The organism is Pseudonocardia sp. EC080619-01 (assembly GCF_001420995.1).
In the GTDB taxonomy this organism is placed as follows: Bacteria; Actinomycetota; Actinomycetes; order Mycobacteriales; family Pseudonocardiaceae; genus Pseudonocardia.
On sequence record NZ_CP012184.1, the window covers coordinates 5,806,114 to 5,826,946 of the forward strand.

A 20,833-nucleotide genomic window follows, 5' to 3' on the forward strand; every position below is an offset into this window, starting at 1 on the left:
TCACAACCGTGACAGTAGAGGGGGTCCAACGCCTACCCTGAACCCCATGCAGCGTCGGATCTTCGGGGTCGAGACGGAGTTCGGTGTCACGTGCACCTTCCACGGGCAGCGCCGGCTGTCCCCGGACGAGGTGGCGCGCTACCTCTTCCGGCGGGTGGTGTCGTGGGGCCGGTCCTCCAACGTCTTCCTCCGCAACGGTGCCCGCCTCTACCTCGACGTCGGATCCCACCCCGAGTACGCCACCGCCGAGTGCGACTCGCTGACCCAGCTCGTCGCCCACGACAAGGCGGGCGAGCGCATCCTCGAGGACCTGCTCGTCGACGCCGAGCGCCGGCTCGTCGACGAGGGCATCGGCGGGGACATCTACCTGTTCAAGAACAACACCGACTCGGCGGGCAACTCCTACGGCTGCCACGAGAACTACCTCGTCGCGCGGCAGGGCGAGTTCTCCCGGATCGCCGACGTGCTGCTCCCGTTCCTGGTCACCCGCCAGCTGATCTGCGGCGCGGGCAAGGTCCTGCAGACCCCGCGCGGCGCGGTGTACTGCCTGTCCCAGCGGGCCGAGCACATCTGGGAGGGCGTCTCCTCGGCGACCACCCGGTCCCGGCCGATCATCAACACCCGCGACGAGCCGCACGCCGACGCCGAGCGCTACCGACGGCTGCACGTCATCGTCGGCGACTCGAACATGTCCGAGGTGACGACCCTGCTGAAGGTGGGGACGGCCACGCTCGTGCTGGAGATGATCGAGGCCGGCGTCCAGTTCCGGGACTTCACCCTGGACAACCCGATCCGGGCGATCCGCGAGATCAGCCACGACCTCACCGGGCGGCGCCCGGTCCGCATGGCGGGCGGCCGCGAGGCGAGCGCGCTGGACATCCAGCGCGAGTACCACGCCCGGGCCGTGGAGTTCCTGCAGAGCCGCGGGCACGAGGACAAGGTGATGGAGCGCGTCGTCGAGCTGTGGGGGCGCACCCTCGACGCCGTCGAGTCCCAGAACCTGTCGCTCATCGACCGCGAGATCGACTGGGCGATCAAGCACCGGCTCGTCGAGCGGTACCGGGAGAAGCACGACCTGGAGCTGTCCAGCGCCCGGATCGCCCAGCTCGACCTGGCCTACCACGACGTCCGGCGCGGCCGCGGGCTGTTCGACATGCTGCAGCGCAAGGACCTCGTCGACCGGGTCACCGACGACGGCGAGATCGAGGCCGCGAAGGACACCCCGCCGCAGTCCACCCGGGCGAAGCTGCGCGGCGACTTCATCGCCGCCGCCCAGGCCGCCGGCCGGGACTTCACCGTCGACTGGGTGCACCTGAAGCTGAACGACCAGGCGCAGCGGACCGTGCTGTGCAAGGACCCGTTCCGCGCCGTCGACGAGCGGGTGGACCGGCTGATCGCCTCGCTCTAGGTCGTGCGTGGTCGTCGCGGCCGGAACCGCGACGACCACCCACGAGCCGTCAGTCCTCCGGCTGCGCGACCCGGCCGAACCGCGACTCCGCCGGATCGGCGAACACGTGCAGCCCGAACCGCCGCGAGAGCTCCCGGCAGACCGCGACGCCGCGGACCGAGTTGCCGTGCCGGTCGAGGCCCGGCGAGTAGACGCCGAGACCGAACCAGCGCGGCAGGATGCCCATGATGCCGCCGGACACGCCGCTCTTGGCCGGGATGCCGACGTCGTGGGCCCACTCGCCGGCGGCGTCGTACATGCCGCACATGCTCGTCACGCTCACCACCGTGCGCAGGTGCTCCCGCGGCAGCGCCCGGCGGCCGGTCACCGGGTTGCGGCCGCCGTTCGCGAGGGTCGCCCCCATCAGGGACAGCTCCGGGGCGGTCACCGCGATCGAGCAGGCGGCCAGGTAGACGTAGAGGTTGTCGTCGATGTCGCCGTGCAGCATGCCCAGGCTGCGCATCAGGTAGCTCAGCCCGAGGTTGCGGTCGTTGGAGACCAGCTGCTCGTCGAGGACCTTCTGGTCGACGACCAGGTCCGGGTTCCCCGTGTAGTCGCGGTTGCGCTCCAGCAGCCGCTCGACCTTCTCCTCCTTGGTGGCCCCCTTGACGAGGTTCGCCGCGACCAGGGCACCCGCGTTGATCATCGGGTTGAACGGCCGGTGGTGGACCTGGTCGAAGGTGATCGAGTTGAACGGGTCGCCGGAGGGCTCGACGCCGACCCGGCGCAACGTCTCGTCCAGCCCGTTGTCCTCGAGCGCGAGACCGTAGGTGAAGACCTTCGAGATCGAGTGCAGCGGGAAGCGGATCCCGCAGTCGCCGACCTCCCACCGGGTGCCGTCGACGTTCGTCCCGGCGAGCCCGAACTCGTCGGCGCGGCTCTCCATCTCGGGCGGGTAGTAGCTGACGATCTCCTCGCCGGGCAGCAGGCTCCCGCCACCCGCCGAGCACGTGTTGCGGAGGTCCTCGAGCTGCTCCTGCACCAGCTCCCGTTCGGCCTGGGCGACCATCGGTGTCCCTTTCGTCGACGATGTCCGCTGGAGAACCTACGACGTCACAGACCCTCGGGGAGCCAACCGTCACCCGAGGGGTACATCTCGGTGGCGTCGTCGCGGCGGGCGGGCCGGACGATCCGGCCCAGCCGCGACTCCGACGGGTCCGCGAACACGTGCAGCCCGAACCGGTCCGACAACGCCCGGCACACCGCGACCCCGCGCGCCGAGTTGCCGTGCCGGTCGAGGCCGGGGGAGTAGACGCCGACGCCGATCGCGTCCGGGATGGACGCCAGGATCGCCCCGGACACGCTGGACTTCGCCGGGATGCCGACGTCGTAGGCCCACTGGCCCGCGGCGTCGTACATGCCGCACATGCTCATCACGCTGAGGACGTCGCGGGTGTAGGTGCGGGGCAGCGCCGGGACGCCGGTGAAGGGGTTCGCCCCGCCCCGCGCGACCGTCGCGGCCATCGTGGACAGCTCGACGGCGGTCACCGTGACCGAGCAGGCCGCGAGGTAGACGTAGAGGTTGTCCTCGATGTTGCCGTGCAGCATGCCCAGGCTGCGCATCAGGTAGCTCAGCGACACGTTGCGGTCGTTGGACACGAGCTGCTCGGCGAGGACGTTCTCGTCGACGGCGAGGTCCGGGTTGCCCGAGTAGATCCGCAGCCGGGTGAGCAGCCGCTCGACCTTCTCCTCCTTCGTCGCCCCGTGCACCAGGTTCGCCGCCACCAGCGCACCCGCGTTGATCATGGGGTTGAACGGGCGGTTGTTGACGTCGTCGAAGGAGATCGAGTTGAACGGGTCGCCGGACGGCTCGACCCCGACCCGCAGCAGGACGTCCTCGCGGCCGTTGTCCTCGAGCGCGAGGCCGTAGGTGAAGACCTTCGAGATGGAGTGCAGCGGGAAACGGGCCTCGGCGTCGCCGACCTGCCACTGGGTGCCGTCGACGTCGGTCGCGGCCAGCCCGAACAGGTTCGACTGTGCGGCCATGGACGGTGGGTAGTAGGCGACGACGCGGTTGTCCGGGATGCCGCCGGGACGCCCGATGACCTGGTGCAGCTCCTCGAGCTGCTCCTGCACGATCTCGCGCTCGGTCTGCTCCATGTCCCGCCCCCTCCGCCGTCTCGGCGCGGGGCCGGTGGACCGCCGCGACCCGGGTGTGCGCAGCGGAACCTAGATCACGGGGACGGGGTCACTCGATCCCGGGCATGATCCGGCGCCGGAGTTCGGCCAGCTCGTCCTGGACGTCCGGATCGGCGGGGCCCGCCTTCTCCGGTGCCGGGGCGATGCCCATCGAGCGCAGCAGCCCGGTGGCCGCGGCCGCCGGGTCGCCCGCCTCGCCCAGCACCGGGTGCAGTCCCTCGTCGGCGAGATGGTGGAACACGAGGTTCACCACGGTCCACGGGTTGAAGGTCTCCTGCTCTGCCGTCATCTCGCCCACCTCCACGCACACCCGCGCGGCCGCGGTGCCACGCCGTCCGGTGAGCCTTTCCCCGGCTGCGCCGGGCGTCAACGGGGGTGTCGCAGGATGAGACGGGCGCAGTGGCCGGTGCCGGTCCGCGCGGGGCGCACGGCCGGGCGCCGGGCCCCTGGCTACGATGCCTCTCGTGTCCTCCGCCCGCGCCGAGCGACTGGTGAACCTGGTCCTCTGCCTGATGTCGACGCGGCAGTACCTGACCGCCGAGCGGATCCGCGCGACCGTGCCCGGTTACGCCGAGGCCGCGGGTGACGAGGCGTTCTTCCGGATGTTCGAACGGGACAAGGCCGAGCTGCGCGAACTGGGCGTCCCGCTGGAGACCGGCCACAACTCGGTGTTCGACACCGTCGAGGGCTACCGGATCGCCCGCGCCGACTACGAGCTGGGCGAGATCGAGCTGGAGCCCGACGAGGCGACCGCCGTCGCCCTCGCCGGGAACCTGTGGGACTCACCGGACCTCGCCGGCGCGGCGCACGGGGCCCTGGTGAAGCTGCGCGCGGCCGGTGTGGAGGTCGCCGAGACCCCCGCCGCCACCGTCCGGCCCGGCCCGCACGCCGGGGAACCGGCGCTGGCCCCGCTGCTGGCCGCGACCCGCGCCGGGCAGGTCGTGGTCTTCGACCACCGGCGCGGCGGCCCGGCCGACCCGCCGTCGCGACGGACCGTCGAGCCGTGGGGCGTGGTGTCCTACCGCGGCCGCTGGTACCTCGTCGGCCACGACCGCGACCGCGACGCGGTCCGCTGCTTCCGGCTGTCCCGCATCACCGGTGCGGTCCGCGGGACCGGGCCCGAGGGCGCGGTCCGGGTCCCCGACGGCGTCGACCTGCGCGGCATCGTGCGCTCCTCCGCGGGCCCCGGGCCGGTGACCGGCACGGCGCGGGTCTGGGTCGCCGAGGGCCGGGCGGCCGGGCTGCGCCGCATCGGGCGCGAGCGGGGCCCGCACGAGCACCGAGGACGGCCGGGGGTGCTGATCGAGATCGACCTCCGTGACCGTTCGGTCGTCGCCCGGTGGCTGGCCGGGCACGGCCCGGACGTCGCCGTCCTCGACCCGCCGGAGCTCGCCGTCGCCGTGCGGGAGCTGTGGGCGGGCGCCGCCGACCTCGCCGTGGACCGGGCCCGGTGAGCCGCCAGGGGGTCGCGCAGCGGCTGCCCCGGCTGCTGTCGCTGGTGCCGTACCTGCGGGCGCACCCGGGCGTGCCGGTCGCGGAGGCGGCCGCCGACTTCGGCGTCGACGAGAAGCAGCTGCGCAAGGACCTCGAGCTGCTGTGGATGTGCGGGCTGCCCGGCTACGGGCCCGGCGACCTGGTGGACCTGTCGTTCGCCGGGGACACCGTCGACGTCGTGTTCGACGCCGGCCTCACCCGTCCGCTGCGGCTGACCACCAGCGAGGCGACCGCGCTGCTGGTGGCGCTGCGGATGCTGCACCAGTCGCCAGGCGTCGTCGACTCCGACGCCGTCGCGCGCGCCATCGGCAAGATCGAGGCCGCGGTCGGCACGGCCGGGGAACAGGCCGGGACCGGGGGCCTCGACGGATTGGTCGCCGTGGAGTCGGGCCCGGGGGAGCGGGAGTCCACGGCCGTCGTCCGGCGGGCGCTGGACCGCGGGCGCGCGCTGCGGATCGTGTACTTCACGGCGGGCCGGGACGCGGTGTCGCGGCGCGACGTGGACCCGATGCGTCTGGTGGTCGCCGAGGGGCGGAGCTACCTCGAGGCGTGGTGCCGCCGGGCCGGGGGAGTGCGGATGTTCCGGCTGGACCGGGTCGAACAGGCCGAGGAGCTCGGCGAGCCGTCCCGGCCGCACCCCGACGCGGAGCCCACCGACGTCTCGCACGGGCTCTTCGGGCGCCGTGAGGGGCAGCGGCACGCCGTGCTCGAGCTGGAGCCCGAGGCGCACTGGGTCGCCGAGTACTACCCGGTCGACGACGTCCGCGTCCCCGGGGCCGGTGACACCGAGGGCGACCCGCCACCCGGCACCGCGCCCAGAGGTGTCCCGCAGGCCGACGGTGGTGACCCCGCCCCGGCCGGCCGGCTGCGGGTGCTGCTGCGGTTCGCCGACCCGGACTGGCTGGTGCGGCTCGTGCTGGGACTCGGGGGTGCCGCGCGGATCGTCGAGCCGGCCGAGCTGGCCGGTCCGGGCCCGGGCCCGTGAGGCACTGCAGGTCAGCGACGGAACGTGACCGGTCCGCCACGTTCGGCCACCCTCGGCGACCGGACGCCGGGCGGACCGGCGGCAGGGTGACGCGGCGGACGGCGCGGTGAACGGCCCGGTGAACAGCGGGTGAGCACCCAGCCGTCCCGTACCGGGTGCACAGGGACCGCACAGGGGCCGTGCGTAGACTCGGTCACGTCCCGGCGGATCGACGGAGGGTTTGTCCCATGCCCGGTGGCTACGAATGGCTGATCATCATCGCCGTGCTGCTGCTGCTGTTCGGCGCGAAGAAGCTGCCCGAGATGGCGCGTTCGGTCGGTCAGTCCGCCCGTGTGTTCAAGGGCGAGATGAAGGGCCTGAAGGACGACGACGCCACGTCGAAGGCCGCGCAGGGCGACAAGGCCGCGCCGCAGGAGAAGGCCGCTCCGCAGGAGCTGCCCGCCACGCCGCAGGCCACGACCGAGCCCGCTCCGCAGGCGCAGCAGGGTCAGCAGGCCCCGTCGCCGCAGGACCGCGGCACCGCGGGCTGAGGTCGCCGGCACCGTGAAGTCCCCGTTCCGTCGGAAGCGCAGGCTCAACCCCGACGGGACCATGACCCTCGTCGAGCATCTCTACGAGCTGCGCAACCGGCTCGGCATCTCGCTCGCCGCGATCGCGGTGACGACGGTGTTCGGCTACATCTGGTTCGAGGTCTCGTTCTTCGGCTGGCCCAGCCTCGGCGAGCTGCTCAAGGACCCGTACTGCTCGTTGCCCGCGTCGTCGCGTGCCTCGTTCAACGCCGACCCGAACTCGTGCACTCTCCTCGGCACGACGCCGTTCGACCAGTTCATGCTGCGGCTGAAGGTGGGTGCGACCGCCGGGGTGATCCTGGCCTGCCCCATCTGGCTGTACCAGTTCTGGGGCTTCATCACGCCGGGTCTGGTGAAGAAGGAGCGGCGCTACGCGCTGAGCTTCGTCTCGGTCGCCGCGATCCTGTTCGTCGCGGGCGCGGTGCTCGCCTACCTGATCATCCCGCAGGCCCTCGGTTTCCTGCTGACGATCGGTAGCGAGATCCAGACGACCGCGCTGACCGGCGCGTCGTACTTCTCGCTCGTCGTCAACCTGATCGTGATCTTCGGGGTCAGCTTCCTGATCCCGCTGCTGGTGGTGGCCCTCAACGGGGCCGGGATCGTCAGCTACCAGATGCTGAAGAAGTCGCGGCGCGGCCTGATCTTCGGGCTGTTCGTCTTCGCGGCGATCGCGACGCCCGGCCAGGACCCGATCTCCATGATCGCGCTGGCCATGGCGCTGACCCTGCTGTTCGAGGGTGCGATCCAGGTCTGCCGGATCTCCGACCGGCGACGGGAGCGGCGCCGCGCGGCCGAGGGCTGGGAGTCCTGGGACCCGGACAGCCCGTCGCCGCTCGACACCGCGCCGTCCCGGATCGACGGGCCCTCCGACCTCGGCGGGCCGTCGCGGATCGAGGAGCCCGCAGCGGTCGGGGAGCCGGCCGGGGCCGGCGCCGGTCCGGCTGCGCCCGCGGTGATCGGCCGGGCGACCGCGCGTCCCACGTCGGCGGGGCCGCCCGCGTCGCCGCCGCCGGCACCGTCCGCACCGCCGCCGCCGGCGCCGTCCACACCGCCGGAGCGCCCCGCGGGCGACTCCTTCGACGACATCACCTGACCGGCGTGCCGGCCGGCGCCGAGCGGCGCCGGCCGGTCCCGGGAGACCCTGTCCCCCCACGGCGCCGGGTGCGGCCGTACGCTCTCTCCCCGGGTCCGGAACGGGCAGTACAGGCGAGGAGTTGGGTCGGGGCGCATGAAGTACAACCGGGTGGTCATCAAGCTCAGCGGCCAGGCGATGGCCGGTGACGACGGCTTCGGGTTCGACGCGAAGGCCCTCGCCCACCTGGCCGCGCAGATCCGTCAGGTGCGTGAGCTCGGGGTGCAGATCGCCGTCGTGGTCGGGGGCGGGAACGTCTTCCGCGGGAACCGCTCCGACTCGTGGGGCATCGACCGGGTCGAGGCCGACAACATCGGCATGCTCGGCACGGTGATCAACAGCCTGCTGCTGCGCGGCAAGCTCTCCGCGAGCGGCGAGGACAACGTCCGGGTGATGACCGCGATCCCGATCAACGCGGTCGCCGAGCCGTTCCTGCGGCTGCGCGCGAAGCGCCACCTCGACAAGGACGCCATCCTGATCTTCTCCGGTGGCAACGGCCAACCGTTCATCACCACCGACTACCCGAGCGTCCAGCGGGCGCTGGAGATCGGCGCCGACGCGCTGCTCGTCGCCAAGCACGGCGTCGACGGCGTCTACGACACCGATCCCCGCAAGAACCCCGACGCGCACCGCTACGAGCGGCTGCCCTACGACGAGGTGCTGTCCCGGCGGCTCGCGGTGATGGACCAGACGGCCTTCATCCTGGCCCGCGACCACGGCCTGCCGCTGCACGTGTTCGACATCGAGCGGGACGGCCTGATGGCCGCGATCTGCCGTGGTGAGCACCACGGCACGGAGATCAACGCCGACATCGTCGAGGCCGAGTTCGCCCGCTGAGCCGGGTACCGGCCCCGCGGGCCGGGCTCACAGGAGCCCGACCCGCGCGAGCCGCTCCTCGAACAGGTCGCGGATCTCCTCCTCGTCGGAGCCGAGGCGCTGCGCCTCCGCGTAGAGCTGGGCGGTGTCCACACCGGAGTCGGCCTCACGCCGCCGCCACGTGTCGGCGTCGACCCGCCAGTACCCGATGACGCCGTAGCCGGTGGCCGGCATCCCGAGCTCGTGGCGCAGGTACTTGCGGACCCCGCGGGTCGCGGCGACCTCGCCGGCGACGTAGACGTAGCCGGGCCCCTCCGGGAAGGAGAGGGCGGTCACGACCTCGTGCAGCACGCTCCCGGCACCGGCCAGCGCGGGATTGTCGATCCAGCGCGTCTCGACGCCCAGGTCCCGCCGGTCCGCGGGGTCGGGGATCTCGACGATCGCCGTCGTCGTGACCCGGTCCGGCGACTCGGCCGCGATCCGGGTGATCGCCGGCAGCGCGGTGACGTCGCCGACCAGCAGCTGCCAGGCCGCGTCCTCCGGGCGCCGGAACCAGCTGTTGTGGTGGGTGATCCGCAGGCGGTCACCGACCCGCGCGCCGGCCGCCCACTCGCCGCCGACGCCACCGGCGTGCAGGACGATCTCGACGTCCATCTCCCGGGCCGCCGCGTCGAAGCGGCGCACGGTGTACCAGCGTCCGACGTCCGCGACGGGGTCCCCGCCGGTGCCGGGGACCGGGAAGTTGAACACACACCCCTCGTCGGGGACGCCGAGCGGCTCGAAGCCGTCGAGGCCCGGCCCGCCCACCGTCACGCGGACGAGGCTGGGGGACAGGCGGTCGACGGCGTGCACGTCGACGATCCGGTGGGCGATCTCCTTGGACATGTGCGGACCTTCTGCTCGCGCGGAGTGGACATGCGATCCGTGGTGGGAGACGCGTGGTCGGACGTTCGGACGTCGTCGATCAGTCTGTCCCGCCGACGCCCCGGCCGTCGAGGCGACTCCGCAGCCGACGGGGTGTGACCTGGCCCGTACCGCGGCGGGACGTGCCGGGAGGAGACGCGTCACACGTCTGCGAGGCGGGTCACGGCGGGTGTGTGACAGCCTGGGGCGGTGAGTACCCGGTCAGGCGTGAGCGATCAGGCTCCCGATCCGGCCGCCGCCTACGCGGCGGCCAAGGCCCGCTCCGCACACCCCCGGCTGGCCGAGTTCACCGGCCTGCTGCCGTTCGACCTCGACGGCTTCCAGCGGGAGTCGTGCGAGGCGCTGGAGGAGGGCCACGGCGTCCTGCTGTGCGCCCCCACCGGCGCGGGCAAGACGGTCGCCGGCGAGTTCGCGGTGCACCTCGCGCTGTCCGAGGGCCGCAAGTGCTTCTACACGACGCCGATCAAGGCGCTCTCCAACCAGAAGCACGCCGACCTCGTCGACCGCTACGGCCCGGACGCCGTCGGCCTGCTCACCGGGGACACCGCCGTGAACGGTGATGCCCAGGTGGTCGTGATGACCACCGAGGTCCTCCGCAACATGATCTACGCCGACAGCGACAAGGCGGCGAACCGGCGGCTCGACCACCTCGGGTACGTCGTGATGGACGAGGTGCACTACCTCGCCGACCGGTTCCGCGGCGCGGTGTGGGAGGAGGTCATCCTCCAGCTGCCCGAGCACGTCGCCCTCGTCGGGCTGTCGGCGACGGTCAGCAATGCCGAGGAGTTCGGCGACTGGCTGATCGAGGTCCGCGGGGACACCCGGGGCGTCGTCGACGAGCACCGCCCGGTGCCGCTGTGGCAGCACATGATGGTCGGCAACCGGCTGTTCGACCTGTTCGGCGAGATCCGCCCGGAGGACCGGGACGCGCCGTCGCAGCTCGTCGTCGATCCCGACCTGGTGCGGCACACCCGGGAGATGCAGCGCCGGGACTCCGCCGGCTCCCGGGCCGCCGACCGGGCGGGCGACCGGGGCCCGCGCGGCCGCGGGCGTGGCGGGCCGCGGGACCGCGGCCGGACGCGCGGCGGGAAGCAGGACGCCACGGCCGTCGTCGGGCGGGGGCCACGCCCCGGCGGGCCGTCCCGCGGCGGGTTCCGACCGCCGTCGCGGGTGCAGGTCATCGACCGGCTGGACCGCGAGGGCCTGCTGCCGGCGATCACCTTCGTGTTCTCCCGCGCCGGGTGCGACGCCGCCGTCGGCCAGTGCGTGCGGGCCGGCGTCCGGCTCACCGACCCGGACGACGTCGAGGAGATCCGCCGGATCGTCGAGAAGCACACCGGCGACCTGCCGCAGGCCGACCTCGGGGTGCTCGGCTACTGGGAGTGGCGCGAGGCCCTCGAACGCGGTGTCGCGGCGCACCACGCCGGCATGCTGCCCGCCTTCAAGGAGACCGTCGAGGAGCTGTTCGTCGCCGGGCTCGTCCGATGCGTGTTCGCCACCGAGACCCTGGCACTGGGCATCAACATGCCGGCTCGCACCGTCGTGCTGGAGCGGCTGGTCAAGTACAACGGCGAGGCGCACGTCGACCTGACCCCGGGGGAGTACACCCAGCTCACCGGCCGCGCCGGGCGGCGCGGGATCGACGTGGAGGGGCACGCCGTCGTCCTCTGGACGCCCGGCATGGACCCGGAGCAGGTCGCCGGGCTCGCCTCCACCCGCACTTACCCGCTGCGCAGCTCGTTCCGGCCGGTCTACAACATGTCGGTCAACCTGGTCGGCCGGCTCGGCACCGACGCCGCCCGCGAACTCCTGGAACGCTCGTTCGGGCAGTTCCAGGCCGACCGCTCGGTCGTCGGGCTCGCCCGGCGCATCGACCGCAACGCCGAGGCGCTGGCGGGCTACCGCGAGTCGATGACCTGCCACCTCGGCGACTTCGCCGAGTACGCGGACCTGCGCCGGCGGATCACCGAACGCGAGAAGTCGCTGCGCAGGCAGAACACCTCCGCCGCCCGCGACGAGACCACCGAGTCGCTGCGCGAGCTGCGCCCCGGTGACGTCATCGGCATCCCGGCGGGCAAGCGGGCCGGGATCGCCGTGGTGCTCGACGCGGGCGTGGGGGCGTACTCGGCGAACGGCCGGGACCCCGAGCCGCGCCCGCTCGTCTGCACCGAGGACCGGTGGGCCGGGCGGTTGTCCGCGGCGGACTTCCCGGCGGCCGTCGAGGTACTGGGGCGGATCAGGATCCCGAAGCGGGTGGACCACCGGTCGCCGCAGGTCCGCCGGGACCTGGCGTCGTCGCTGCGCAACTCCCGGATCGTCCCACCGGACCCCGGCCGCCGCCGCAGGCACGGCGTGCAGGACGACCCGGAGCTCGTGACCCTGCGCCGGGCACTGCGCGCGCACCCCTGCCACGGTTGCGACGACCGTGAGGCGCACGCCCGCTGGGGCGAGCGTCACGCCCGCCTCGAACGCGAGACGGAGACGCTGCGGCAGAAGGTCCGCGCCACGACCCACTCGCTGGCGCGGTCGTTCGACCGGATCCGGGCGTTGCTCACCGAGCGCGGCTACCTCATGCCGGTCGCCGAGGTCGGCCCCGGTGACGACGAGGTCACCGACCACGGCCGCGTCCTCGCCCGGCTGTGGGGGGAGTCGGACCTGCTCGCCGCCGAGTGCCTGCGCCACGGCGCCTGGGAGGGGCTGGAGCCCGACGAGCTCGCCGCGGTGGCGTCCGCGCTGGTCTACGAGTCGCGCCGGGACGACGCCCCGATGCCGCGACTGCCGCAGGGCCCGGTCTCCGACGCCTGCGAGCGGACGGTGCGGATCTGGGAGGAGCTCGAGGCCGACCAGCGGCGGCACAAGGCCGAACGCACCCGCGCACCCGACCTGGCCTTCGCCTGGCCGATGCACCGCTGGGCGCGCGGGGAGTCCCTCGCACAGGTTCTGGAGGCCGCCGAGCGCAACGGGCACGAGCTGTCCGCCGGCGACTTCGTACGCTGGGCCCGGCAGGTCCTCGACCTGCTCGACCAGGTGGCCGGTGTCGCCGGCCGGTCGAGCGCGGTGGGGAAGGCCGCGCACCGGGCCTCCGGTGCGGTCCGGCGCGGCGTGGTCGCGGCCGGGATGGAATGACGTGCGAGACGACAAGCAGGACGGCGAGAGGTCGGCGATGAGCAACCCGCAGGGTCCGGACAGGCATCCCGAGGATGCCTCCGAGCGGACGGGGGAGCTGCCCGTGTGGGGCGGCCCTCCGCCGGGCGGGTGGGGCGCCGATCCGGAGTCGACGGGGGCCTGGTCCCCGGAGCAGGACGGGCGCGACGGCTGGGGCGGCGCGGGCGGTGCGCCCGGCTGGGCCGACCGCGGCGCGGGCGACGCGGGCTGGGACCCGCGCACCGCGCGGCACGACGCGTCCCGTGACGCCGGACCCGGCGCCGACCCCGCCGCGACGGGGGCCTGGTCGCCGCAGGACACCGGGAGCTGGGACACCGGGGGCTGGGACACCGGCGGCCGGGACGACCGGGGCGCCGGGCAGGACACCCGCGGCGGTGCACACTCCGCGCCGCTGTGGGGCGACGAGGCCTCACCGGACCAGGGCGACACCTGGGCGGTGCCCACCGGCCGGCGCGGCGGCCGTCGTCGTGCACCGGAGGGACCGACCGACGCCGTGCCCGCGGGCGCACCCCCGGCCGGGTACACCGAGGAGCCGACCGTCGCGCAGCAGCCCGGCGACGGCGGTGGCTGGTCCGGCGCCGGGCCGGGTGCGGAGCCGTGGGCCCCGAGCGAGGCCGTGCGTGCGCCGGCCGGCAACGGGAAGAAGTGGGCCCTGGCCGGCGCCGGCGTGCTGCTGGTCGCGGTCCTGGCCGTCTCGGCGCTGGTGTGGCCGGCGTGGCTCCTGACGAGCCACCTCGACCAGACCGCGCTGCAGACCGGGGTCAACCAGGTCCTGACCGAGGACTACGGCCTCCAGGTCGGTGCCGTGCAGTGCCCCGACGACGTCGAGGTCTCGGCCGGCACGCAGTTCGCCTGTCAGGCCGTGGTCGACGGCGAGCAGGTCGAGGTGGCCGGCATCGTGACCTCCGACGAGGGCGACTACCAGGTGAACCGGGTCTGACCCGGAAAGCGATGGCGGCGCCGCCGCCGCGCGGGCAGGCTCGGCGGACGTGAGCGCAGAGCACTACGTCCGCACCCTGACCGATCCGGCGCAGCGGCGCGCCGCCTACGACCAGTTCCTGTCGACGCTGCACCGCGGCCCGGCCGGTGACGAGGCGTGGGAGGCGCACGGGCACGCCGGCGACGAGCACTGGCTGGGTGTCGTCGACACCGACGGCGAGATCGTCGGCAGCGCCAACTCGTTCCCGTCCCGCCTGACCCTCCCGGGCGGTGCCCGGGTCCCGGCCGCGGCGGTGAGCGGCGTCGGTGTCCGCGCCGACCGCACCCGTGCCGGCCGGCTGACGGCGCTGATGCGGGCCCAGCTGACCGCGGCCCGGGAGCGCGGCGACACCGTGACGGTCCTGCGCGCCAGCGAGGCGGCGATCTACGGCCGCTACGGCTACGGCGTCGCCTCCCGCGGTCAGCACGTGCGGGTCACCGCCCGCCCGGCCTGGCGCGCCGACGCCCCGGCCGGCGGCCGGGTCCGGCTCCTCGGCACCGCCGAGGCCGCCAAGATCCTGCCGGACCTGCAGGAACGCCTCGCCGCGGACCGGCCCGGCGGGATGACCCGCAACCCGCGCTGGTGGCGGCGCGCGATCGACCCGGGCGGCCCGTCCGCCGGGGAGTACAAGCAGATCGGGGTGCACACCGGCCCGGACGGTGACGACGGGTTCGCGATCTGGGGGATCTCCGAGGGCGAGCCCGGCGGGAACGACACGATCTCCGTCCAGCAGATGTGGGCCGGGTCGCCCGCGGCGACCGCCGGGCTGTGGCGGTTCCTCACCGGCGCCGACCTCAGCGACGCCGTGACCGCCTGGGCCCGCCCGCTGGACGAGGACCTCGACCTGCTCCTGACCGACGGCCGCGCGCACCGGGTCACCGGCCGGTCCGACGACCTGTGGCTGCGGATCGTCGACGTCGGCGCGGCGCTGGCGGCGCGGGCCTGGGGATCCGGCGACCCGGTCGTCCTCCGGCTGCACGACCCCGTCCTCGACGACGCCGGCACCTGGCGGATCGGCCCCGGCGGTGTCCGCCCGGCCGGGGACGCGCTACCGGAGCTGGAGTGCGGCCTGGAGTCGCTCGCCCCCGCGTTCCTGGGGGACCGGACGCCGTCGGCGCTGGCCGCCGCCGGGCGCTGGACCGAGCACGTACCGGGTGCCGCGGTCCGGGCGGACGCGCTGTTCGCGGTGCCCGGGCCCGCACCGTGGAGCGGCACCTTCTTCTGACCGGTCCCCGGGACCCTCGGCACGTGTGCGGCGGGCGGGACGCGCGTACTCTCGCCCGCCCACCAGGGCGGATGCACGACGCGGCTGCCGGTCCCGTCGTCCGCGCCCCGCAGGATCGCCGGGAGGTCCGCGATGGCCCCGATCGTCCCCGTCCCGGTGCCGCGCAGGCCGAGCCCGACGGTGACCCCGCGGCGCCCCGGCAAGGGATCGGCGCTGACGAGGATGCTGAGCACGACCGACCCCAAGGACATCGCGATCCTGTACCTGGTCACGTCGTTCGCGTTCTTCATGGTGGGCGGGGCGATGGCGATGCTCATGCGCGCCGAGCTGGCGCGGCCCGAGCTGCAGTTCCTCTCCACCGAGCAGTACAACCAGCTGTTCACCATGCACGGCACGATCATGCTGCTGCTCTACGCGACACCGATCCTGTTCGGTTTCGCGAACTACATCGTCCCGCTGCAGATCGGCGCCCCGGACGTCGCGTTCCCGCGCCTGAACGCGTTCTCCTACTGGCTGTTCCTGTTCGGCGGGATCATCGTCGTGGCCGGTTTCCTGAGCCCCGGCGGCGCCGCCGACTTCGGCTGGTTCGCCTACACCCCGCTGTCCGGCGTGATCCACTCGCCCGGTCTCGGCGCGGACCTGTGGGCCACCGGCCTGATCGTGGCCGGGCTCGGCACGATCCTCGGCGCGGTCAACTTCGTCACGACGATCGTGGCCATGCGCGGTCCGGGCATGACGATGTTCCGGATGCCCATCCTGTGCTGGGCCGTCCTGGTCACCGCGATCCTGATCCTCATCGCGTTCCCGATCCTGACGTCGGCGCTGTTCGCGCTCGAGGCCGACCGGCACCTCGGGGCGCACGTGTTCGACCCGGTCCACGGCGGCGTCGTCCTCTGGCAGCACCTGTTCTGGTTCTTCGGCCATCCCGAGGTCTACATCGTCGCGCTGCCGTTCTTCGGGATCATCTCCGAGGTCGTCCCGGTGTTCTCGCGCAAACCGCTGTTCGGCTACAAGGGCATGGTCATGGCCAACGTCGCGATCGCGGCCCTGTCGGTGGTCGTGTGGGCCCACCACATGTTCGCGACCGGGGCGGTGCTGCTGGCGTTCTTCTCCTTCACCACGTTCCTCATCGCGATCCCGACCGGCATCAAGTTCGTCAACTGGATCGGGACCATGTGGCGGGGGAAGCTGACGTTCGAGACGCCGATGCTGTTCGCCGCCGGTTTCCTGATCACGTTCCTGTTCGGCGGCCTGACCGGCATCCTGCTCGCGATGCCGCCCGTGGACTTCCAGGTCTCGGACACCTACTTCGTGGTCGCCCACTTCCACTACGTGCTGTTCGGGACGATCGTCTTCGCCACCTACGCCGGCATCTACTTCTGGTTCCCGAAGATGACCGGCCGGATGATGGACGAGACCCTCGGCAGGATCCACTTCTGGCTGACCTTCATCGGCTTCCACCTGACGTTCCTGGTCCAGCACTGGCTCGGGAACGAGGGCATGCCGCGCCGCTACGCGGACTACCTGCCGACGGACGGGTTCACCGTTCTGAACACCCTCTCCTCGGTCGGGGCGTTCGTGCTCGGTGCCTCGACGCTGCCGTTCGTCTACAACGTCTTCCGGAGCTACCGGCACGGCCGTGTGGTGACCGTCGACGACCCGTGGGGCTTCGGCAACTCCCTGGAGTGGGCCACCTCCTGCCCGCCGCCGCGCCACAACTTCACCGAGCTGCCCCGGATCCGTTCCGAGCGCCCGGCGTTCGACCTGCACTACCCGCACCTGGTCGAACGCGCCCGCGCGGAGGCGCACACCCCGCCGTCCGTCGCCACCGCGCGGGGCGACGCGGTGACCCGGCCCTGAGCGTCAGGGCGCGAGACCGTGCACCCGGTCACCGGCCACCCGGCCGGCGCACTCCCGCTCGGCCCTCGCGGAGAACGCGGGCTCCCGGGCCGCCTCCACCGCCGTGGCGATGTCGGCGGTCAGCAGGTCCCGGGTGATCCCCGCGGCCGCGGCGGCCCCGGCGGCGACCGCCGCGGGGACGGTCGCCATCGGGTCGGTGACGTTGCCCGCCGCGAAGACCCCGGGGACCGCGGTGGCGCCCATCGGGTCCGCGGGCAGGTGGTCGCCCAGCCCGGACGGGTGCTCGGTCACGGTCAGGCCGAGCCCGTCGAGGAACCCGGCCCGGGCCCGCGCCCTCGGCGAGACGGCCAGCGCGTCGACCGGCACGACGACGCCCGAGGTCAGCCGCAGCCCGGCGAGCCGGCCGTCCGGGGCCTCGACGGCCGTCACCTCCCCGTCGACGACGGAGATCCCGCAGGCGGCGAACGCCTCCCACTGGTCGTCGCCGGGTTCGGGGCCGGTGTGCAGGAACAGTGTCACGTCGCTGCTCCAGCGGGTCGCGATGTGCGCCTTCATCAGGTCGTGCGGCCCGGTGGACAGCACGCCGATCCGGGTGTCGCGGTGCTCCCAGGCGTGGCAGAAGGGGCAGGCGAACACCGGGCCGCCCCAGTGGCCGGCCAGGCCGTCGACAGCCGGGAGCTCGTCGGCGAGGCCGGTCGTGACGAGCAGCCGGCGGCCGGTGACCTCGCGTCCGTCCGCGGTGCCGACGGCGAACCCGCCATCGGGCACGGCCCGCGCGGAGACGGCGCGGGCGTCGCGCACCTCCCCGCCGTAGCCGGTGACCTCGGCGCGCCCGATGCGGGCGATCTCCGCGGGCGGCAGGCCGTCGCGGGTGAGCCAGTTGTGCACCCCCTCGGCCGGGGCGTTGCGCGGGGTCCCGTCGTCGAGGACGAGGGTCCGCCAGCGGGACCGGGACAGCATCAGCGCGGCGGACAGGCCGGCGGCACCGCCGCCGATGACGATCACGTCGTAGTCGCTCATGTCGTCGAGCGTGCGCGCCCGCGGCGAAAACTGGCAACTATCGTTGCCGGAGTGGCAAACTGACCGCATGGACGAGGCGATCGCGGACACCCTGGCCGGTGTGGGCCCCCGGCTGGCGGGCCTGCGCAGCGAGCGCGGCATGACACTGGCCGACCTGTCGGAGGCCACCGGCATCTCGGTGAGCACGCTGTCGAGGCTGGAGTCCGGTGGCCGCCGCCCGACCCTGGAGCTCCTGTTGCCGCTGGCCACCGCCCACCAGGTCCCGCTCGACGAGCTGGTCGCCGCACCGCCCGTCGGGGACCCTCGGGTGCGGCTGCGGCCCCGCCGGGTGCACGGCAGCACCGTCGTCCCGCTCACCGAGCGGCCGGGCGGGCTGCAGGCGTTCAAGATGATCGTGCCGTGGCGGGGCGACGAGCCGGCACCGCAGGTGCACGAGGGCTACGAGTGGCTCTACGTGCTCGACGGCCGGCTGCGGCTGGTCCTCGGCGGGCACGACGTCGTCCTGGGGCCCGGGGAGGCCGCCGAGTTCGACACCCACGTCCCGCACTGGTTCGGCTCCGCCGAGCGCGACCACCCGGTGGAGCTGCTGAGCCTGTTCGGCCCGCAGGGGGAGAAGATCCACACCCGGGCAGCGCCACGGAACCGCCGCCCGGACTGAGCCGCGAGGCCCCGGGGCTCAGGGGCCGTCGAAGTACGACCGCACGTCGACCGGGCCGCCCGCCTCGGCGAACTCGGCGGCGACGGCGGCGCGCAACCCGTCGTCGTGGAGCAGGTCGGCGACGACGAGCGCCAGCCCGGCCGCGCCGTCGAGCACGGCCCGGTCCCCGGCGGGCCCGCCCGCGGCCTCGGCGAACCCGGTGGTGTGCAGTGCCGTCCCCGGCTCCGCGATCCCGATCATCGGATGGATCGACGGCACCCGCAGCGACACGTTCCCGAGGTCGGTCGAGCCGGTCTCGGTCTCCGGGACGACCCCGCGGGGGAGCACCCGCCGTCCCCGCCCCTCCTGGTGCACCGCCCAGCGCGCGGCCAGCGTCCGGTTGTGCCGGATCGGCAGGTAGGCGGCCTTCGGGTCCCACTGGAGCGTGTAGCCGCAGCCGGTCATCGCGGCCGCGGCGACCGCGATCGCCTGTACCCGGTCGGTCAGGTCCCGCAGCGTCTCCGGGTCGGGGGAGCGCAGGTAGTAGCGCGCCGCCGCCCGCTCCGGGACGACGTTCGGCGCCTGCCCGCCGTCGACGACGATCCCGTGCACCCGGTCGGTGCCGGGGAGGTGCTGGCGCAGCATCGCGACGCCCTGGTAGCCCATGACGACGGCGTCGAGCGCGTTGCGCCCCATGTGGGGCTGGGCGGCGGCGTGCGCGGCGACACCGTGGTAGGTCACCTCGAGCTGGCGGCGGCCGAGGAACGGGGGGTCGGCGATGTCGTGGGCGAACGGGTGCAGCATGACCGCCGCGTCGACGCCGTCGAACGCGCCGTCGCGGGCCATCGTCTCCTTGCCGCCGCCACCCTCCTCGGCGGGTGTCCCGAGCAGCAGCACCGTGCCGTCCGGGGCGTCCGGGCCCGCGAGCAGCCGGGCCAGTGCGAGGAACGCGCCGGTCGCGGCCGTGCCGATCACGTTGTGCCCGCAGGCGTGCCCGATGCCGGGCAGGGCGTCGTACTCGGCGAGGACGGCGACGGTCGGGCCGCGGCCGTTCCCGGCGCGGGCGCGGAGCGCGGTCTCCAGCCCGTGCACGCCGACCTCGGCGGTGATCCCGTGCCGCGCGAGCAGGCCGGCGAGCGCGGCCGCCGAGCGGTGCTCGGCGAACGCGGTCTCCGGGTGCGCGTGCAGGTCGTGCGAGAGGTCCCGCAGGTCCCCGGCGAGCTCGTCGACCGCCGCCGTGACCCGGGCGCGGGCCGGGGCGGGCGCCCCGTCGTGCGGGGAGGTGATCGGCTCGGCGGCCGCGGCCCGCCGCGCGGTCTCGCGGGCCACGGCGTCGTCGTGGGCCCGGCTCGGCTGCTGTGGTGGCTGGTGGTCGGGGCACGTCACGGCCCCGATCCTCGCACCGGTCAGGACGCGGCGGCCGCCAGCGCCTTCCGCAGGCGCGCCACCGACGACTCGAGCCCCCACCGCTCCGCGAGCTCGTCGAGCCGCGCCGGGTCCACCGGCTCGGCAGGCAGCGCGGTGTCGTCGATGCTCATCCGCACCGGGGCGTCGGTGACCACCCGCACCACCGGTTCGACGACGTCGAGGTAGTCCCGCGCCGCCGTCATCTTCGCCCGGGGCCCGGCCGCGAGCCGGGGGTCGCCGTCGGTGACGGCCGCCAGCAGCTCCGCCCACGACCCGAACCGCCCGACCAGGGTCGCCGCCGTCTTCGCGCCGACACCGGGGACACCGGGTAGCCCGTCGGAGGGGTCGCCGCGCAGCATCGCCATCTCGGCGTACGCGGCGCCGGCCCGGTTCCGGGGCAGGTCGTACTTGGCGGCGACCTCGTCCGGCCCCAGGTCCTCGGCCTTGTTCAGGCCCCGGCCGATGTAGAGCAGCCGGACCCGCGGGCGGCCGTCGCCCGGGTCGCGGACGATCTGCATGAGGTCCCGGTCCCCGGACACGGCCAGCACCGGGTCGGCGGTCTCCCGGTCGGCGAGGGTGCCGATGACGTCGTCGGCCTCGTGCCCGTCGGCGCCGGCGGTGCAGATCCCCGCCGCCGCCAGCACCTCCATGATCACCGGCACCTGGGGGCCGAGGGTGTCGGGAACCTCCTCCGGGACGCCGGCCGGGACCTCGTCGGCCGCCCGCGCCGCCACCACCCGGTGCGCCTTGTACGAGGGCAGTGCCGCGACCCGGAACGCCGGCCGCCAGTCCAGGTCCAGGCACGCCACCAGCCGGGACGGCCGCTGCTCCGTGACCAGGCGCGAGATCATGTCGGTGAACCCGCGGACCGCGTTGACCGGCGTCCCGTCCGGGGCGGTGATGCTCTCCGGGACCCCGAAGTACGCGCGGAAGTACATGCTCGCGGAGTCCAGCAACAACAGCGGGCGGTCGCTCATGGGCGTCGAGTCTGTCACTCACGGCCGGTGCCGCGACGCGACACCGCCCGACCGGTG

Annotated in this window: 18 protein-coding genes; 11 read left to right on the plus strand and 7 right to left on the minus strand. The window is 74.0% G+C overall.

Annotated elements, in window-relative coordinates; genetic code table 11:
- Positions 1 to 46 precede the first annotated feature (46 nt).
- Complete coding sequence (pafA, locus tag AD017_RS26680; RefSeq protein WP_010242432.1) at positions 47 to 1,408, plus strand: Pup--protein ligase; 1,362 nt, start codon at positions 47 to 49, stop codon at positions 1,406 to 1,408.
- 49 nt (positions 1,409 to 1,457) lie between these two features.
- Here the strand turns inward: pafA and glsA (AD017_RS26685) are convergent, their stop codons facing one another.
- The 3 genes from glsA (AD017_RS26685) to AD017_RS26695 all read right to left on the minus strand — a co-directional run bounded on the left by glsA (AD017_RS26685) (position 1,458) and on the right by AD017_RS26695 (position 3,875).
- Entirely contained in the window at positions 1,458 to 2,456 is a 999-nt protein-coding gene (gene glsA, locus AD017_RS26685; protein ID WP_010242434.1) for a glutaminase A, read from the minus strand.
- A 44-nt stretch (positions 2,457 to 2,500) separates the two neighbouring features.
- Entirely contained in the window at positions 2,501 to 3,547 is a 1,047-nt protein-coding gene (glsA, locus tag AD017_RS26690; protein WP_060575939.1) for a glutaminase A, read from the minus strand.
- 88 nt (positions 3,548 to 3,635) lie between these two features.
- The gene (locus tag AD017_RS26695) at positions 3,636 to 3,875 is read right to left on the minus strand and encodes a hypothetical protein (protein WP_029240044.1); all 240 of its coding nucleotides are present in this window, start codon (positions 3,873 to 3,875) and stop codon (positions 3,636 to 3,638) included.
- 175 nt (positions 3,876 to 4,050) lie between these two features.
- Here AD017_RS26695 and AD017_RS26700 point away from each other — a divergent pair, with 175 nt between their 5' ends.
- From AD017_RS26700 to pyrH, 5 genes are all read left to right on the plus strand, one after another.
- Positions 4,051 to 5,040 (plus strand): YafY family protein, encoded by a 990-nt coding sequence (locus tag AD017_RS26700; protein WP_060575940.1) that lies wholly within the window; start codon positions 4,051 to 4,053, stop codon positions 5,038 to 5,040.
- A complete protein-coding gene (locus AD017_RS26705; RefSeq protein WP_082539091.1) occupies positions 5,037 to 6,065 on the plus strand; it encodes a YafY family protein in 1,029 nt (342 codons plus the stop codon). Before AD017_RS26700 ends, AD017_RS26705 begins: the two co-directional genes overlap by 4 nt.
- 227 nt (positions 6,066 to 6,292) lie before the next feature.
- On the plus strand, positions 6,293 to 6,595 hold the full coding sequence (gene tatA, locus AD017_RS26710; protein ID WP_060575941.1) for a Sec-independent protein translocase subunit TatA: 303 nt from the start codon (positions 6,293 to 6,295) through the stop codon (positions 6,593 to 6,595).
- Between the two features lie 13 nt (positions 6,596 to 6,608).
- Positions 6,609 to 7,727 carry a twin-arginine translocase subunit TatC gene (gene tatC / locus AD017_RS26715; RefSeq protein WP_227012598.1) on the plus strand — a complete coding sequence of 373 codons (1,119 nt, stop codon included), beginning with the start codon at positions 6,609 to 6,611 and terminating at the stop codon, positions 7,725 to 7,727.
- A 135-nt stretch (positions 7,728 to 7,862) separates the two neighbouring features.
- Entirely contained in the window at positions 7,863 to 8,603 is a 741-nt protein-coding gene (pyrH, locus tag AD017_RS26720) for a UMP kinase (RefSeq protein ID WP_060575942.1), read from the plus strand.
- A gap of 27 nt (positions 8,604 to 8,630) precedes the next feature.
- Here the strand turns inward: pyrH and AD017_RS26725 are convergent, their stop codons facing one another.
- Positions 8,631 to 9,467: a siderophore-interacting protein gene (locus tag AD017_RS26725; protein ID WP_060575943.1), complete on the minus strand. Its 837-nt coding sequence runs from the start codon at positions 9,465 to 9,467 to the stop codon at positions 8,631 to 8,633.
- A 246-nt stretch (positions 9,468 to 9,713) separates the two neighbouring features.
- Here AD017_RS26725 and AD017_RS26730 point away from each other — a divergent pair, with 246 nt between their 5' ends.
- From AD017_RS26730 to ctaD, 4 genes are all read left to right on the plus strand, one after another.
- Positions 9,714 to 12,632, plus strand: a complete 2,919-nt coding sequence (locus tag AD017_RS26730; RefSeq protein WP_060575944.1) for an RNA helicase — start codon at positions 9,714 to 9,716, stop codon at positions 12,630 to 12,632.
- A gap of 37 nt (positions 12,633 to 12,669) precedes the next feature.
- Positions 12,670 to 13,611: a DUF4333 domain-containing protein gene (locus AD017_RS26735; RefSeq protein WP_145986088.1), complete on the plus strand. Its 942-nt coding sequence runs from the start codon at positions 12,670 to 12,672 to the stop codon at positions 13,609 to 13,611.
- A gap of 49 nt (positions 13,612 to 13,660) precedes the next feature.
- The gene (locus AD017_RS26740) at positions 13,661 to 14,875 is read left to right on the plus strand and encodes a GNAT family N-acetyltransferase (protein WP_060575946.1); all 1,215 of its coding nucleotides are present in this window, start codon (positions 13,661 to 13,663) and stop codon (positions 14,873 to 14,875) included.
- A 132-nt stretch (positions 14,876 to 15,007) separates the two neighbouring features.
- Positions 15,008 to 16,735, plus strand: coding sequence for a cytochrome c oxidase subunit I (gene ctaD / locus AD017_RS26745; RefSeq protein WP_060575947.1), 1,728 nt, complete (start codon positions 15,008 to 15,010; stop codon positions 16,733 to 16,735).
- 3 nt (positions 16,736 to 16,738) lie between these two features.
- Here ctaD and AD017_RS26750 read toward each other — a convergent pair whose 3' ends face one another.
- A complete protein-coding gene (locus AD017_RS26750; RefSeq protein WP_060575948.1) occupies positions 16,739 to 17,755 on the minus strand; it encodes an NAD(P)/FAD-dependent oxidoreductase in 1,017 nt (338 codons plus the stop codon).
- Positions 17,756 to 17,822: 67 nt separating this feature from the next.
- Between AD017_RS26750 and AD017_RS26755 the strand changes: the two genes are divergently transcribed.
- On the plus strand, positions 17,823 to 18,413 hold the full coding sequence (locus AD017_RS26755; protein ID WP_010232023.1) for a helix-turn-helix domain-containing protein: 591 nt from the start codon (positions 17,823 to 17,825) through the stop codon (positions 18,411 to 18,413).
- A gap of 18 nt (positions 18,414 to 18,431) precedes the next feature.
- Here AD017_RS26755 and AD017_RS26760 read toward each other — a convergent pair whose 3' ends face one another.
- Both AD017_RS26760 and AD017_RS26765 read right to left on the minus strand, forming a co-directional pair.
- Positions 18,432 to 19,778 carry a M20 family metallopeptidase gene (locus AD017_RS26760; protein ID WP_060575949.1) on the minus strand — a complete coding sequence of 449 codons (1,347 nt, stop codon included), beginning with the start codon at positions 19,776 to 19,778 and terminating at the stop codon, positions 18,432 to 18,434.
- Between the two features lie 20 nt (positions 19,779 to 19,798).
- Entirely contained in the window at positions 19,799 to 20,776 is a 978-nt protein-coding gene (locus tag AD017_RS26765; RefSeq protein WP_060575950.1) for a 5'-3' exonuclease, read from the minus strand.
- Positions 20,777 to 20,833: the final 57 nt, after the last annotated feature.